General features: G+C 63.6%; 10 protein-coding genes and 1 pseudogene. 6 read left to right on the top strand and 5 right to left on the bottom strand.

The features are described from left to right. Positions 1–130: 130 nt before the first annotated feature. Together CHB86_RS08385 and CHB86_RS08380 are read right to left on the bottom strand one after the other, a co-directional pair. The gene (locus CHB86_RS08385) at positions 131–1066 is read right to left on the bottom strand and encodes a calcium-binding protein (RefSeq protein WP_089232533.1); all 936 of its coding nucleotides are present in this window, start codon (positions 1064–1066) and stop codon (positions 131–133) included. 514 nt (positions 1067–1580) lie between these two features. Next, positions 1581–3971, bottom strand: coding sequence for an Ig-like domain-containing protein (locus CHB86_RS08380; protein ID WP_089232532.1), 2391 nt, complete (start codon positions 3969–3971; stop codon positions 1581–1583). Between the two features lie 667 nt (positions 3972–4638). Between CHB86_RS08380 and CHB86_RS08375 the strand changes: the two genes are divergently transcribed. Then, the gene (locus CHB86_RS08375; RefSeq protein WP_089232531.1) at positions 4639–6045 is read left to right on the top strand and encodes a peptidoglycan-binding protein; all 1407 of its coding nucleotides are present in this window, start codon (positions 4639–4641) and stop codon (positions 6043–6045) included. Between the two features lie 161 nt (positions 6046–6206). On the opposite strand, the gene CHB86_RS08370 is transcribed toward CHB86_RS08375, so the two are convergent. From CHB86_RS08370 to CHB86_RS08360, 3 genes are all read right to left on the bottom strand, one after another. Beyond that, the gene (locus CHB86_RS08370) at positions 6207–8582 is read right to left on the bottom strand and encodes a S8 family serine peptidase (protein WP_089232530.1); all 2376 of its coding nucleotides are present in this window, start codon (positions 8580–8582) and stop codon (positions 6207–6209) included. A 499-nt stretch (positions 8583–9081) separates the two neighbouring features. Beyond that, on the bottom strand, positions 9082–9798 hold the full coding sequence (locus tag CHB86_RS08365; RefSeq protein WP_089232529.1) for a response regulator: 717 nt from the start codon (positions 9796–9798) through the stop codon (positions 9082–9084). Continuing rightward, complete coding sequence (locus CHB86_RS08360; RefSeq protein WP_089232528.1) at positions 9798–12011, bottom strand: hybrid sensor histidine kinase/response regulator; 2214 nt, start codon at positions 12009–12011, stop codon at positions 9798–9800. The genes CHB86_RS08365 and CHB86_RS08360 overlap by 1 nt, the downstream gene beginning before the upstream one ends. 268 nt (positions 12012–12279) lie before the next feature. On the opposite strand from CHB86_RS08360, the gene CHB86_RS24140 reads away from it, so the two are divergent. The 5 genes and pseudogenes from CHB86_RS24140 to CHB86_RS08345 all read left to right on the top strand — a co-directional run bounded on the left by CHB86_RS24140 (position 12280) and on the right by CHB86_RS08345 (position 16270). Continuing rightward, positions 12280–12465, top strand: a complete 186-nt coding sequence (locus tag CHB86_RS24140; protein WP_141134847.1) for a hypothetical protein — start codon at positions 12280–12282, stop codon at positions 12463–12465. Positions 12466–12505: 40 nt separating this feature from the next. Further along, positions 12506–13543 (top strand): annotated as a pseudogene (gene cysK / locus CHB86_RS08355) (cysteine synthase A); the annotation flags it as partial. A gap of 6 nt (positions 13544–13549) precedes the next feature. Beyond that, positions 13550–13996 (top strand): glutaredoxin domain-containing protein, encoded by a 447-nt coding sequence (locus tag CHB86_RS25030; protein ID WP_281251212.1) that lies wholly within the window; start codon positions 13550–13552, stop codon positions 13994–13996. A 58-nt stretch (positions 13997–14054) separates the two neighbouring features. Next, a complete protein-coding gene (locus CHB86_RS08350; protein WP_217898282.1) occupies positions 14055–15467 on the top strand; it encodes a pyridoxal phosphate-dependent decarboxylase family protein in 1413 nt (470 codons plus the stop codon). Between the two features lie 224 nt (positions 15468–15691). Further along, the gene (locus tag CHB86_RS08345; RefSeq protein ID WP_089232525.1) at positions 15692–16270 is read left to right on the top strand and encodes an OsmC family protein; all 579 of its coding nucleotides are present in this window, start codon (positions 15692–15694) and stop codon (positions 16268–16270) included. Positions 16271–16594 lie beyond the last annotated feature (324 nt).

Here is a 16594-nt window from a genome sequence, read left to right as displayed (position 1 = left end):
TTCCATATCGGCACTGCCATCCGTTGCTCTGGCCTGGCGGGCGACAGGACAGGGGAAGCGCCCGCCGCGTTGATCGGCCGGCTTGTGCCGACGGGGATGCTGGCCCGCTTCGGTGGATTTCTGCGTGCGGCTAGGAGAACAGGAACATGTCGGTGTCGAGCTGCGTCTTCGTCAGATCGTCGATGACGATCCGGGCGTCGTCGAGAGAAATGATCAGATCGCCGTTCTTCGTTCTCGAATTCTGCAACACGTCCTCGAAGTTGCGCGCCTGCAGGAACTGAAGGTGCAGAACATCGTCCTGACCGCTGCGGAAATCCTTGACCCGGGCCTTGCCGATCTCGCCCACGAAGCGGAACTCGTCGGCGCCGCGGCCTCCCGTCATGATGGCGCTGCCGGTCTCCACCACCAGCACATCGTTGCCCGCGCCGCCCTTCATCGTCGTCTTGCCGAGGCCGCCGCGCAGGTCGTCGTTTCCCTTGCCGCCGATCATCACATCGTTCGAGGCGACGGTTTCGTCGTCGATCAGTCGGTCGTTGCCGGCGCCGCCGTTCATGTAATCGGCACCGCCGTCGCCGCGAAGCACGTCGTTTCCCTTGCCGCCGAACAGCCGGTCATCCCCGTCCGCGCCGTTCAGCCCGTCCATGTCCCCGCCGCCTTTCAGCACGTTGTCGAACTCGTCGCCGGTCAGGTTGTCGTTGAAGCGCGTGCCAACGAGGATCTCGATGCTGCGGAACGTATGGCCCTGGGTGAACCCGCCCACGATCACCGGCACCGTGAGGCTGATGTCCACGCCAAAGCCGACATGCGCGTAGCTGACCGTGTCGCGTCCGGGGCCGCCGTTGAAAAGGTCGGCGCCCCAGGACGCGATCATCAGGTCGTTGCCACGGCCGCCTCGCAACTCGTCGGCCCCGTCGAACGTATCAGACAACTCGTTGCCATCCAGCCGGTCCTTGCCCTTGCCGCCGATGAGCAGATCGTTGCCCAGCAGGCCGACAAGGTTGTCGTTGCGATCCGTGCCGACCAGTGTGTCGTCATTGCTCGTGCCAATGATTTCCCTGTCGAACATGGTGTCCCCCCTATCTATTCATGGGACCATACTACCACGAAACGGCACCTCGATGGGCGCCGAGGGGCGGAGGCCAGGGCGAAAGGGTCGGTTTGACGGGAGTGGATGTCGGACTGATCGGAGCCGGTTGGCAACCAGCACCGGGCGTCTTTCGGAAACGCTTCTTGAATGACGGACCTCTGCTGTGCAGAGAAGAGCCCGCCCAGAACCGTTCGGGGCGTCACCCCTACTTGAAGAATGACAGGGCCAAGGGCAGTCCAAAAACCACCAGCACTACGAATACGAGGCCATCAATGACAGGGTCCATTGTTCCATCCTCTCATGGTTTGGTGAGCCCGTGATGCAGGAGATCCGGTGGTTCCCGGGCTCTGTATGCGCCTACCTGGCCAAGGCACTCGTACCCTCCGCAGGGGCGTTGTGGTTGGGCTGCACAGGTTGTTGCCCATTCCAGTGCAAGGGGCATATCGCCCGAGGCGCGCGGTTTCATTTGGCGCCTCGGGCGAGAGGCCCGGGATCAGGCGAAGGTCGAGAACGTCTCTTCGCCAAATGCCAGGTCGAAGGTGTCATCAAACACGTCGATATCGCCAACGGGCACCGAGAAATCGTAGCTCGCCAGCGGACCGAAGCCGACGCTGTCACTGAACCCGACCGTTTCGCCGAAGAACGTAAAGGAAGCGTCGTATCCGGCCTCGACCGACAGGATGTCGACGCCGCCGCCGACATTGAATCCCAGTTCGGTCAGGTTGCTAAGCTCGGATTCCGAAATGACGGTGAACTCGAATTCGACCATTCCGTCATCGTCGCCTCCCTCGTCGATCGAGGAGGCATCGCTGAGTTGAAGGCTGTCGCCAATGGTAAAGGCCGTGCTCGAACCATCTTCAAAGGTGACCAGCCCGACCAGATCCCCCATGGCCATCTCGAATTCCTGGAGCAGGTTGATGCCCGCATTTGCGTAGACGTTCAGGATGTCGAGTTCGGCGTAGAAGAGCCCGCCGAGGATGTCGAGGCTCGGATTGAAGGGGTTGATGGGAAGCCCTGCAAGCGTGGTGATCAGCTCGTCGATATCGAGGTTAAGCTGCAGGAAGTTGTTGCTCGCGCCGCTTGATGTGACCGGGTCCAGCGGTGGCGCGGTGCCGTCGGTCGAGACGTTCGGCCAGGCGAAGTCGACGGACAGGGAATCCGCAGGAGGCGGCAAGGTGAAAGACCCACCCAGGGTGTCGCTGTCGAGATCCAGGATGTTCACGCTGCCGGGGCCAATGTCGACGGCCGGGAAGTTGAGCGTCTCGTCGATGCCGCCGAGGTCGACGGTTTGGTCGCCGGGGATGATGCCGAGAGGATCGAAGTCCACGGACCCGAAATCGATATCGAGCCCTACATAGGCCTGAAGCAGGATATCCCAGATGAAATCGAGCGTGTAGCTGCCCGATGGACCAACCGTCGAGAAGGCGGCGTCCACCAGGAGGTCGGCGGTCTCGATCAGGAGTTCGTCGACCGTCTTGTTGTAGTTGGTCTCGACCGTGACGTCATAATCGGCCGTGGCATCGATGCTGCCGCCGTTGAAGGACAGGGTGGACTGGAACCCGGCCTTGATGTGCCCGTTGATCCCGGCTTCGAACGGTCCGAAGGAAAGGCTCTCATCGAAATCGCCGGTGTCGATTCCGATGAACCTGTCGTCGTTGAACAGGAACTGGTCGCCCGAGCTCCAGATGCTCTGATCGATCGCTTCGAACTGCAGCTGGTTGAGCGACTGCCTGTACTCATAGATGATGTCGATCGTCTCTGAGCCGGTCTCGGTGTCGCCGTTCGAGATCTCCTCCGATGTCGCGGTGAAGGTCAGGTCGAAATCGGTGTTCTGATCCATCGGCAATATCAGCAGGTATTCCTGCACGAACTGCTGTGGTTGCCCGGCCGTTCCGATCGTGGGCCCCGCGGGAGAAAGCGTTACCCCGGCAGGCAACGCGCTGCTCACGAGTTTCTGGATGAATTCCGAACCATCGTCATCGGTCTGGGTCGCGGTGACCTTGAGGAGGATCTCGTTCACATTGCTGGTGGCGAACGCCTCGATGGACACGTCCGGGATATCCGCGACAGCTTCTATCGCGACCGCAACGGTTGCGAAGTCCGTTCCGCCGTTGCCGTCGGAAATGCAGTAGGTGAACTCGTCGGTCCCGCTGTAATCGGTGTTTGGCATATAGAGGATTGCATCGCCCGGCAGCAGGTCCGCATCGTCGCCATCGACGATCTGCACGGTCCCGTGCGCCGCGCCAAAGACATGGGTGATGGTCAACGTGTCACCGTCGGCATCGGTGTCGTTGGCCAGGACTTCGAACTTGACGCCTTCCGACACGCTGGACGGATCGTTCAGGCCGGACTGACCATCCTCGAAAATGTCGTAGGAATCGTCCATGGCATCGGGGGCTGCCGGAGCCACCGCCAGCAGCTTGGCCGAGCCATCGCGCTTTCCGTCAACCGTGCCCACGCTGGTGAGCCGTGCGCCGAAATTGACATGGGCAATGTCATCGAGCGTCAGATCGCCGGCTTCGTTCGTCAGAACGAAACTCGTGGACTGGATGTCGCCCTTGTTCTTGCCGATCCCCGGTTGTCCGAACTCGACGCCAGCGTCGAAGGGGGATGCGGCGCCGCGCATGTTTGCGCCATGGCCCAGATCGATGACGTCGCCCGTCCGGTACTCCGACACGTCGGCGCCGGTGGCCGCGAGGCCCGCCAACTTGGTTTCGTCATCCACGTCAAAGAACAGACCGCGAAGATCGGCGATGACGCCGTCGGTCTCCAGCACGGTGATCGTGAATTCGATCGTTCCGTCGTTCTCAACGGCCAGCACCTCGACGTCTGGCGCGCCATCGACGCCGGGAATTATGAATGTGATGCTCCGTACGCAGTCCATGTGCATCCTCCCAGTTGGACATGAGAAACATTTTCCCCAACTCGAAACTGCGCGGCCATTTATGTTTGTGTAATTGTTACTGTCACACGTGCGCTCATTCGCACGACGCGTGCGTCGACACCTTTTATATTGGAGTTTTTGCGCGCCGCCTCGAAGGGGCTCTGCCAGGTCTCTTCTGGCAATTACGGATCAATAATGTGTCACAATTATGGTCGCGTCCGAGGTGAATGGTAATCTCCCGGGTTGGATTGGTGGTCAGGAAAGTTTGTCAGGAAATATCGGAAGGGTTCTAATAGGTTGTCCAAAGGAACTCATTCATTTGTCCATGGGCGCCATTGTTTCCTCTTTGACCGGTAATTGGCTTGTCCCGGTGGTGTTGTAAATCTCTTCGGATTGAAGGACTGGGCAAGGGGCCGACCGCGCGGTCTCTGAAATCTGGATGTTCTCAGCCGTCTCGTATCTGGAACGAAGAATTCGTTTGCGATGTTTGCCAACAATGAGAACCGTTACTCGATCGCTAAAACACTCACGAGGCGCTGCCAGCCGGCATGGAGGCCGACGCATGGGGCACATAGTCTTCCACCATGACGCCCAAGTTTTCTTGACAGGGGCGGTGTCGAAGACGAGATATCATTCCCAAGCGTGACACGAGCCGGAAGCCGGAACGATGCCCAAATTTCCAACGTACCTCGTCGCATGGTTGCTGATCTGCCCGATGGCGCTTCCCGTCGCCGGCCAGGAACCATCGGATCTCGCGACCCTTCAGAAGGATCTTTCATCGGCCGAAGCCGCCACCCGCGATGCCGCCGAGGCAGAGTTGCGCGTCCTTGCGGGCGAGGGCAACGCGGAAGCCGCGGGTCTCCTGTCGCGGGCGTTCGACAAGAGCGGCGATCGTCAGGCGGCCATTGATATCCTCGGGCCGGCCGCCGCTGCGGGGGACATTCCCACGATCCAGCGCCTGACTTGGCTGCTCCGTGAAACCGGTGCCGAAGCCGCGGAGGTTCGCGATGCCCTGCGGCTCGGGTGGGAGGCCGGCGACGTCGCGTCCGGCATCAGCTATGCCCGTAGCCTGATGGAAGCGGGCGATCCCGACAGCATTGGCATCGCACGTCAGACCCTTGAGGCCGCGTCTGAGCAGCCCGACTTCACCGCCTGGGCCGATCTTGCCAGCATGCGCAAGTCCGGCGTCGGCGGCGCCGCCGATCCGGAGGGCGCGTTTCTCGCGACGCAAGAGGCCGCCAATGCGGGGAATGCGTGGTCCGAGCTTCACCTTGCCCGAATGCTTCTGAATGGCGAGGGGACGACGGCCGATCCGGCCCGCGCGCTGACGCACTTCCAGACCGCGTTGCAGGGCGAGGCCGAGCTTGCCGCCACAGCACGACGCGACCTCGCCGCAGCGCATCTCTATCGGAAATTCGGCGCCCTGTCCGATCCCGACACCGGTCTTGATCTGGCGGCCGAAGGGATCGCTGCGGGCGATATCGGCATGGTGCGCGTCGCCGCCACGATGCGGGAAGAAGAAGGCGCCCTTGGCGAGAAGGCCGAAACGATCCGGCTGCAGGCGCTCGACGCTGCCAGCCAGGCCGCCGCCGGCGGCGACGAGGTCGCGGCCCGCAGCCTGTTCGACTACTGGCACAAGCTGGCGGTCCGGTCCCCGGACGCCGCCCGAAAGGAGGCCGAGATCGTCGAGGCGCATGGTGCGCTGCTCGACCGGCCGCGACTTGTCCGGCACGAACTCCTGAACCAGGCGCAACGGGTCAGGGGATCGGCGGAGCGTGCGGAGGCGGTAGCCCTGCTCGAGACGCTCGACGGCAAGGACTACACGGCCGCGTTGCTCGACCTCCGGTCGAACCAGAATCTCTACGTGCAGGCGATACAATCACGCCTGGCGCAACGTGGATTTGACCCCGGCGTGCCCGACGGTCTCCTCGGCCCGCGCACGCTCCAATCGGTCGCGGCGTTCTGCAAGAGCTACGGTGTCGAAGAAGAATGCGAGAATGGGCCTCTCTCCTGGCAACTCGGCCAGGTCGTGGGAATCCACCTCGACCCGGCCGACGACCCTGCCGAGCCCTGATCCGGGTGCTGGGGGCGTATGCTCCCATCCCTGGGCGATCCAAGGCCGTTGGCCTGGCTCTTTCGAGTTACCGAAATACCCGAGCCGAGTTGGGTCGGCCCGTCGGCACAGGCGGCTCGGGCCTTCTTGAACCAGGCGCAGGCGCGAACATGCGCTGCGGCTCAGACGAGAATATCCCCGGCAAGGTCTGCGACGGTGACCGAAAGGATCCTCAGGACATCGTTGCCTGAAAGGGCGAACTCGACCGCGCTGCCAACCTGGGTCGCCGCTGCCAGTGCCGATGCCTCGTTCGCAAAGCCGAACCCGGTCAGGTCGAGCCGATCGATGCCGTCCTCGAAGTCCTTGATGAGATCGGACCCATCGCCGGGAGCGATCACGAAGACGTCGGCGCCGCGCCCTCCTTGCAGGACATCCGCCCCCCGGGACCCGTCGAGCACATCCGCGCCCCAGCCGCCGACGAGCCGGTCGTCACCCCATCCGCCCAGAAGCAAGTCGTTGCCGCCTCGGCCGTAGAGCGAGTCCTTGCCGCCGTTGCCCCAGGCCCGGTCTCCGCCCTTGCCGCCGTCGAGGAAGTCATTGCCTTCGGCACCCCACATCCGGTCCTTGCCAGCATCGCCGTAAAGGCTGTCGTGGCCCTTTTCACCGTAGAGCCAATCGACCTTGTCGCCGCCCGAAATCCGATCGTCTCCGCGTCCCCCGCGAAGCGTGTTGCTCAGTCCATTTCCGGCGAGCACGTCGTTGCCATCGCCAGCGGCCGCGTTCTCGATCGCGCTGCCGGCGGCGATGCTCGCCCATGCGGCGCCGTCCACGGACAGAGTTCCCTGCTCGAGATCGAGCGTCACCGGCCCCGAGACCGCCACGAGGTTCAACCAGTCCTTGCCGCCGTTCGTGTCGCTGATCGTGCCGCGTCCGGGCTCGGCGGACCTGAGTTCCAGGAAGTCATCCGTGAAATGATGCACGTCGTTGACGCTCGCCGACGCCCCGTAGAAATCGAGACTGAAGCCGTCGATCTGTCCGGTCTTTCCGTCGGCGTTGTAATCCTCGACCTTCAGCGTCCAGGTGCCCGCGGTCGACATGCCGCGGAAGGCGGTGACCTCGAATGTCCATTCGAAGCCGTTCTCCATGAGCGCGTCCCCGCTTTCGAAGGTTGCGGTGTAGACATATTCCTCGCCCTCGCGGACGAGAAACGGGATTTCCGTGCCATCCGGCGCCACCAGCGAGAACACCGTGTCGACGGCGCGCGCGTGTGTCACGCCGAGCTTCACGGCGATGGACTCGATCTCGATGTTCTCGGAGACCACCAGATCGATCTCGGCCGGCGTGCCCGCGGTCCCCGAAGCAGCCGAGTCGTCCGGGATCGCAACGGCGTCACCACCGTAGCTCGCCGAGACGTGCTGTTCGTTGGCCGATGTCTGAGGCGTGGAATGGAATCGTGACCAGGCTTCGGCCATTCGAACCGCGGCAAAGGCGTCCACCATTCCGAAACCGTAGTTGAAATGGAAACTCATGCCGCCGCCGTTCCAGTTGCTGGCCCCGTTCGAGTCCCAGTTCGAGATCTCCAGTCCGGAAGCTGCCCCTCCGTAGGTCGATCCGGTAAGGGCGGCGGACGTGGCGAGGATCGTCTGTACGTCCCTCCAGCCGAGGGCGTCGTTGGCCTCGAGCATCAGGGAGATGACGCCGGAAACCAACGGTGTCGCGGCCGACGTTCCCGAGAAGCCGTCGAAGTAATCGCCATCGTCCCGGTTGGTGTTCACCCCGTTGGAGCCGGACAGGTCCGTGGTCACCGAAGCTGCCGGTGCCGACAACAGCAGCGACGTGCCCCAGTTCGAAAAGGCATCGGCGGCGCCTGTGGCATCCGTCGATCCTACGGTGATGGTGAACCTCGACGCGTTGAGCGCGTAACCATTGGCATTGCGCGCGTCGTTGCCCGCGGCCTGCACGATGAGCGTGCCGAGCCCGTCCCGACCCGTCGCCGCGATCCCGGCATAGGCGTCGTGCCAGGCGGATGCGCGGCTGGTCGGGTCCGCTAGGCTACCCGGGGCTTCGGGGTCGACCTCGCCACCGAAGAAGGACGGACCGTAAGGAAACTTCAGCAGGTAGCCGTATCCCGCGGCCTCGCCCCAGCTGTTGTTCATGATGTCGAAGTTGCCTGCCCAGGCGAAGGCCTCGAGCGAGAGCGTCTCTGCGTCCGGCTGGAACTGGATGTCGCCGACGAAGTTCACGCCGGTCATCATCACGCCCGGTGCGACGCCGACTCCGCCGGCATCGTTCATCGCGGTCGCGCCCAGCAGCCCGGCAACCGCCGTGCCATGCACGCTGGTCGTCGTCATCGGGTCGTAGGTCGTGCCGCCGCTGTCTGTGAAGTGGAGGGTGGGATCGTAGTTCGCCGCAAGGTCGGGGTGGGTGTATTCGACACCGTCGTCATAGACGCCAACGGTCACGCCGCGCCCTGCGTAGTCGTTCCAGATCGTCTCGATGTCTCCGATCAGATCGAAATGCCATTGCGTGTCGAAAAGCGGGTCGCTGGGGCGGGCCATGGGTATCCTCGACGTGTCGGGTTCAGGGAGGGTCGGTCAGGGAGAAAGCTGGTGGATGCGAGCAGGAACCACGGTCTCTGCCACATGCGGCTGGACCGAACATGCCGAAGGTCCCGGGAACTCGGGTTCCTGCTGGGGGGACCACGTGAGGTCAGGTCGTGCCACCGCTTCGCCTTCCTGCCCCCGCGTTAAGATCTAGTCCGGAACGAGGGCAATTCTGTGGCACTTGTGGAAGATTTGCCTCGCATTGGAGGGAAGGCGGGATCTCACTCCATCTCTGCCAGGATCCCGGCTCAGTGGATTGAGCAGCGAGAGGACGGCATCGGCGGTGAAAGCGAAAGCTGAAGAAGCCCTGCTGGGCACTCGTTGCAGCGGCTACTGCCCACGGCCTATCCCACATGGACCGGACATGTTTCCGATACGGTTACAGCGGCCCGAGGCTTCGGCAACAGCGGGCAGGCTGGCGTCATTCCCGCCCTTGGTGCGTCCGGCCAGGCGTCTAGTCCGGATCGAACACGTAACCGATCCCGCGCACGGTCCTGATCAGGCCGGGTTTTTGAGGGTTCGCCTCGATCTTTCGGCGCAACCGGGAAATCCGGATGTCGATGCTTCTGTCGAACGGATCCCAGGATCGGTCGTGCGCCTGCTCGAGGATCTGGTCCCGGTTCAGCACGCGTGAGCGGTTCTCGGCAAAGAGCTTGAGAAGGCGGAACTCCATGGCGGTCAGAGGGACTTCCTCGCCGGTCTCCCGAAAGAGCTTCGCCGCGTCGAGATCTAGCGTATAGGAGCCGAAGGGCACGGAAGCCCTGCCATTTGCGCTCGCGGGGGCCTCTGCCTGCGCGGGGGCGCGTCTCAGCACTGCCTTGATGCGTGCTTCCAGCTCGCGGAGGTCGACCGGTTTTCCGAGATAGTCGTCCGCTCCCATCTCAAGTCCCACGATCCGGTCGATCGTCTCCCCGGCCGCCGTCAGCATGACCACCGGCGTCTTGTCATCGGCGCGCAGCGAACGCAGCGCCGTCAGACCGTCCTCGCCGGGCATGTTCACATCCAGCAGGATGAGGTCGACCTCGGTTTCCGCCAGTCGCGCGCGCATCTGGGCGGCATCATGAACCGATATGACCTCGAAGCCCCGCTTGCCGAGATATTCGCAGAGCATCTCGCAGAGATCGACCTCGTCATCGCAAACGAGAATGGTCGGCTGTGCCGCATCGGTCATCATCTGCCTCCTCCGGCAAGAATACCGGCCACGAAATCCCGCAGCTCCGTTGGCGAGACCGGCTTTTCGAGATAGGGGCGCGCGGCTTCCAGCAGAAAGGTCTGCGACGCGCGTCCCATCGTGTCACCGGTCACGATCCCGATCTTCGACAGGCTGTCCGGATGGCAGCGGCGAACATGATCGTACACCGCTCTCCCGTCTGTCTCGGGCATGTTCAGGTCGCACAGGATGCAATCGAATGCGGTTCCCTCCATCGCCTCGATTGCCTCGGCCCCAGAATAGGCGATCGTCACCTCGTATCCAACGCGTTGCAGGATCTCGGCGTTGAGATCGGCGACATCCGGTTCGTCGTCGACAACGAGGATGCGGGCAGTCGTTTCATCTTCGCCGTCTTCCTGCGTGGCCTCGGGGGTGGCTTTCACGGCGGGAAGGTCGATGACGAAGCGGGCGCCATTCCGGTACGTCCTGTCGATGTGGATCTGCCCGTCAAAGGCCTGCAGGGTGCTGTGGCACCACGTCAGGCCGACCCCCTTGCCATTTCCGACGCCCCGGGTCGTGAAATAGGGCTCGAAGATCTTTCTCGCGATGTCCTCGGAGATCCCCGGGCCGTCATCTTCGACAACAAGACGAATGCAACCGGTCTCGGGCGCCGCGCCGGTGGTCACCCGGATCCGGCTGCCCTTGCCGGCATCCGAGATCGCGGCATGGGCGTTCTGCAGCAGATTTATCACGACCTGAGCCATCTGGTCCGGATCGACGAGAACCTGCGTAAGTTCGGGGGCAAGGTCCGCGGTGGCAACCGTGCCGTCTTCTCCGAGCTCATGCCGAACCACGTCCAGCGCGGTTCCCACGATCTCGTTGATGTCCGAGCGTTCCAGCGCCGCATCCTCCTTTGTGGCCATCGTCAGGTAGGTCCGGACGATATCCGTGCACTTGGCCGCGGCCTCGCCGATGCGTCTGGCCTTGCGAGCGACCTCCGGATCCTGGCTCTCTTCCTCCAGCATGAGTGCATTTCCGGAGACCACCGAAAGCGGGTTGTTGAGTGCGTGGGCGACGTTCGCAAGCAGCCCGCCCAGAGCGGAGAGCTTTTCGTTCTGGAACAGCCGTTCCCGTCTCCTCGAGAAGGTGGCCTCCGTTTCGATCTGCTCGGTGAGGTCCCGCGAGTAGGAGACGATCACATCCCGCCCCTCGTAATCGAACATCCGGGCGGAAACAGCGCCCCAGAACGGCTCTCCGTTGGCGCGATGGAACCGTGCCTTGTAGTCGAGGACGAGCCCGTCCTTGCGCAGGGCGTCGAGGAACCCCTCACGGTCCGACGGATCGATGTAGAAGTTCTTGGTGTTGGACTTGTTGCCAAAGATCCGGTCGATCTCGGGGCTGCGGAACAGGACCTGGCCGCTCTCCGCGTCGGTCATCAGGATCGGCGCGGGGCAGTTCTCGACCACCTTCCGGGCAATCGCCTCGCGGGCAGCGGAGTCTCGAAGGTCGACCAGTGCCGTCACCACGCAGGCTTCGCCGTCGTATTGCGTGAGCCGTCCGTTGGCCGACATCGGAATGCGGCTGCGATCTGCTCCGAGGAAGACCATCCGGAAATCGTCCACCTTGCCTTCCTTGCGGAGAGCGCGGACGTAGTGTTCCCGGTCGGACGGGTTCTCGTAATGCTCAACGGCATTCACGGTCTCTCCAAACAGGTCCCGCGCGGCAGGTGAGCGGTACAGGATCAACCCGTCGCGAAGGCGCGACATGACGACGGGGGTGGGGTTCGTGCCCAGAATGTTGCTCAGAAGCGCCTCGCTCTCTTCCAGCAGCCGCTTGTTCTGACGCGAAACCGTCACGTCGTTTCGGACGATGACGAACCCTCCCGAGGGTGTAGCATTGTAGCGGATCGCGTAGACGCATCCGTCGGTCTGGGAAATCTCGACGTCCTGCGGGCCGTCGGCGCCGACCTTCGCTCGCCACTCACGGTCCCGGTCGGAGACGTCCGCGTAGATCCCGCCGGCCACGCAGGCCTGCAGCATGTCTTCCCACCGCAGTCCGGGCACGATCATGTCCCGGATCGGGCCGAGCATCTCCGCGAAACGCTCGTTGCTGATGACGAGGCGCCGCTCGGAGTCGAAGACGGCAATGCCCTCGGAGAGCGCCTCGATCGCGTCCAGCAGGACGGTGTCCGGCGAGGGGACTGTAGCAGGAGAGGAAGCGGGGTGCTGGTTCATGTCCCGACACTGGACCGCGGGTGTTTCACCGCGTTTTCACTCCCGGCGGGAAACGTTTCAATTGTATCAGCGCGGGTCACGGGAAACGGTCGGGTGTCGCGGTTTTGGGCGTGATTTCAGGGCGATCGGCTGTCAGCGGCGCGGCGCGCGTCCTGATGCTTTCGAAACACTTTCCCGGCGTTTCTGACACGGGCCCGCAACGCTGGATGAGCAGTCTTTCCTGCATCGGCATTGCAGCCACGGCATTTCATTCGAGAGGACCGAAACCATGAGCGCCCAACGGAACCGCAACAGCCACTACAGGATCGATGGCGCCATGGACGTGCTCGTGCCGCGCCGAACCTCCGGATATCCGCCGGACAATCGTCTGCGTGCCGATGTGTGGGAATCCGCGAGAGGTACCCGTCACGTGCACGCCGCGCGCCAGCCCATGCTGTCCGCTTCGGGCTTCTGAGAATTCCTGACCGTATCCATTTCATTCGAGGGCCAAGCATATGTCCAACCTGAAATCGTCCATTCTCGACACCGTCGGCAAGACCCCCGTCGTTCGTATAAACAACATCGCGCCCGAGGGTGTGGAGCTCTACGTGAAATGCGAGGCGTTCAATCCGCTTGGCTCCGTCAAGGACAGGCTGGCGCTTGGCGTGATCGAGGCCGCGGAACGGAGCGGAGAGCTGACGCCCGGCCAGACGGTCATCGAGGCCACCTCCGGCAACACCGGTATCGGGCTGGCGATGGTCTGTGCCCAGAAAGGCTATCCGCTCGTTCTGGTCATGGCCGAGAGCTTTTCGGTCGAGCGCCGCAAGCTCATGCGCTTTCTCGGTGCAAAGGTTGTTCTGACGCCGGCCTCCGAGAAGGGCACCGGAATGGTCGCGAAGGCGAAGGAACTCGCGGAAAAGCACGGCTGGTACTGGACGAAGCAATTCGACAACCCGGCGAACTCCGAGATTCACGCCCGAACCACGGCGATCGAGATCCTTGAGGATTTCGGAGAGGATGGACTGGATTACTGGGTTTCCGGCTTCGGTACCGGCGGCACCATGAACGGTGTCGCCCGCGTCCTGAAGGAACGCAGCCCCAGGACAAGGATCATTGCCACCGAACCCGACAATTCCCAGTTGTTGAACTCCGGCGTGGCGCAGGGCTTCGGCTCCGATGGTGCGGCCGTCGGCAGTCATCCGAGCTGGCGTCCGCACCTGATGCAGGGCTGGTCGCCCGACTTCATTTCCCAGCTCGCGCAACAGGTTCTGGACGCCGGCCATATCGACGCGTTCAGCCCTGTGAGCGGCGATGATGCAATCCGTTGCGCCAAGGAACTGGCTGCACGCGAAGGGATCTTCTGCGGCATCAGTTCTGGGGCGACCTTCGCCGCCGCGCTGCAGATCGCAAGGACGGCGCCGAAGGGGTCGAGGATCCTCGCCATGCTGCCCGACACCGGCGAGCGCTATCTTTCGACGCCTCTCTTTGCCGATGTGCCCGAGGACATGACCGAAGAAGAAATGGACCTCTCGCGCTCCACCCCGAATTACCGCTTCGACGTGACCTCCCCGGCTCCTGCGCCCGCCGCGACCGAGACAGAGCCGGTCGTGGATCCGGCGACCCGGGCGGAGGTCGAGGAACTCGTCGCAAGCAAACCGGTCGTGATCTTCGCGCTGGAATGGTGCGAGTTCACCTGGTCGGTTCGCAACATGTTCGCGGAAGCCGGCATTGACTACGAGAGTGTGGATCTCGATTCAGTGGCTTTTCTCGACGGCGACCCGGGCAGAAGCACGCGTTACCGCGCCGTGTTGCGCGACATGACAGGCGCGCCGACCATTCCCCAGGTATTCGTCGGCGGTCAGTCGATCGGCGGCGCGACGGAGACGTTCGATGCGTTCAATTCCGGGGAGTTGCAGGCTGCCTTGGCCAAGGCCTCCGTGGCCTTCGATCCCGGCATGGAGTGCGATGCCTATTCCTTCCTGCCCAAATGGCTTCACGCAAGGTAGTATGATGAAACTGGATTGCATTCTGCCGCCGGATCGAGGGGGCCACATGAGAGACGCTATGAAACTCGCCGCGGATCATGGCGCGGCTTGGCGCACGGGCGCGACCTCGTCGGTTCGAGCCGACGCCAACGCGCGCTCGATCCATCCCACCGCGAGCCTGGAGGAGTTGCGCCATGCCTTCGGCGGCCCGCTGCCTGACGCTCCCGAGGAGGGGCAGGGCGTCATCCGTCACCTGATTGCCGCGGCAGAGCCGGGGCTGGTCGGCAATACGGACGCAAGGTTTCATGCCTGGGTCATGGGGGCTTCGCATCCCGTCGGCGTCGCCGCGGATTGGCTGACCTCGGCCTGGGGGCAGAACCCGGGCATCTACCAATGCTCTCCGGCCGCCGCCACGGCGGAGGAGGTCGCCGCCGGCTGGCTGCTCGATCTGCTCGATCTTCCCCGCACCGCATCCGTGGGCTTCAGCACGGGCGCCACGATGGCCGGGTTTACCTGCCTCGCGGCCGCGCGCGGCGAGGTGCTGCGCAGGTCGGGTCACGACTTCGCCGACTTGGGGCTTGCCCATGCGCCGCCCGTCACAGTCTTCGTCGCGGCGGACACGCACGCCTCGAACCTGGCCGCGATCAGGTATCTCGGGATCGGCAATCGCGACATCGTCCGGATTCCGACGGATGGCGACGGCAGGATGGCGGTGCCGGAACTCGCGCAGCGTATGGCGGGGACGGAAGGGCCGAAGATCGTCCTCGCGACGGCCGGCCAGATCAACACCGGCGCCTTCGACGATTTCCATGCCCTGGCCGACCTCGTGCGCGAACACGATGCCTGGCTGCATGTGGACGCGGCCTTCGGTCTCTGGGCGCGGGCCGCGCCGGGGCGAAAGCACCTTGCCGACGGCTTGGATCGTGCGGACAGCTGGTCCACCGACGGTCACAAGTGGCTGCAGGTCCCCTACGATTCCGGGTTTGCCATCGTGCGCGACCCGGAGGCGCATGTGCGGGCGATGGATATCACTGCCAGCTATCTGACGCAGTCGCCGGACGGCGGCCGCAACCCGACGCAGTTCAGCCCGGAGCTGTCCCGAAGGGCCCGCGGCTTCGCGGTATGGGCGGTGCTGCGCGCCCTGGGGCGTCAGGGCGTGGCCGAGATGATCGAGCGCCATTGCGCCGCTGCCGCACTCCTCGGGGACCTGCTCGGCGGGCTATCCGGCGTTCGCGTGCACAACGAGGTCGTGCTCAACCAGCTCGTCGTCTCCTTCCATGATGGCGCGCGGGGCGAAAACCTGACCGCGGCGATGGAAGAGCGACTGAACGCAGGCGGCCGGTATTTCTTCCGGACGGCTGAATGGAAGGGGGAGACCGTGCTGCGGGTCTCCGTCATCTCCCGGGAAACGGGCGAGGCCGAGATCCGAGACCTGGCCCGGTGCATGGAAAGGGAATGGAGCGACCTCCAAGCCGCTCGACGTCAGGGCTGAGCCTCCTGTCATCCGTACGATCATCAAGCCCGCCGGCGCGCCCGGTGGGCTTTTTCGTGCTGTATTTCAGCCCGTTACACGGGGCTTCGGATTCGAAACATTTGATACGCTGAACCCCGCTTCCTGACCGCGAACTGAAATGTGCCAGCCGTAGAACCTTTGTCACGGCCAAACGAGACCGGTCGTTCGATCCAACAGCACATACCAGACAGGAAGACATTTTGATGAATACCGCAGTCATGGAAAAGCCCGCCAAGGTCGCCAAGAACGGCGTCGACGTTCCGACGCTCCTGGCCACCATCGGTGCCGTCAAGGACATGCCCGCCGCCGCGAAATTCCAGTTCCGCGCCCGGGGCGAATGGGTCAGCGGCACCCATAGCCGCGCCACCGTCAACGGCTTCTTCGGAGCCGGAGAGGAGCAGGGCAGGGCGCAGGATTTCGTGATCGAGGGCGACCATCCCGCCGTCGTCTGTGGCGCCGACCGGGCACCGACCCCGGTCGAGTACCTTCTCTCTGCGCTCGCCGCCTGCCTGACCGCCGGCGTCGGCAACATCGCCTCGGTGCGCCAGATCGACCTCACGTCGGTCGAGACCACCGTCGAGGGTGACATCGACATGCAAGGCATCCTCGGTCTGAACGACGAGGTTCGCAACGGATACGAGGGCATCCGGGCCACCGTGAAGATCAAGGGCGACGCCCCGGTCGAGCAGCTGGAGAAGGTCGTTCGCCAGTCGATCGCCCGCTCCGCTGTCTTCGACATGCTGACCAACGGCACTGTGGTCGATGTGACCATCGACGCCTGATCTCTCCTGTGCGGCGGGCACCGCCCGCCGCAACCCTTCCCAACTCCAGAAAGGAACTCACATGCTGCCGACCCTGTTTCGCAACCCGCCCCGGCTGAACCCCGATCTGCGCGAACGCCATGCATCTGCCGCACGCATGATGCAACGCCGTGCTCCGGTTCAGGTGATCTGACCATGACCCGTCGCACTGTTTCCGCCCCCGTTTCACCCGATCCGATCCGCCGCGCCGCCTGGCGCGCCCTGCGCCTGCCCGGGATCCTCCCGGATCGCAGGGACGGCTGGATCGCCTGACACCGAAGGGAAAACCGATGGCCCGTTTCGCCA

This window comes from Tropicimonas sediminicola (assembly GCF_900188335.1).
Classification (GTDB): Bacteria; Pseudomonadota; Alphaproteobacteria; order Rhodobacterales; family Rhodobacteraceae; genus Tropicimonas; species Tropicimonas sediminicola.
The sequence above is the reverse complement of the archived record's forward strand: the minus strand, read 5'-3'. Positions and strand labels throughout refer to the sequence as shown.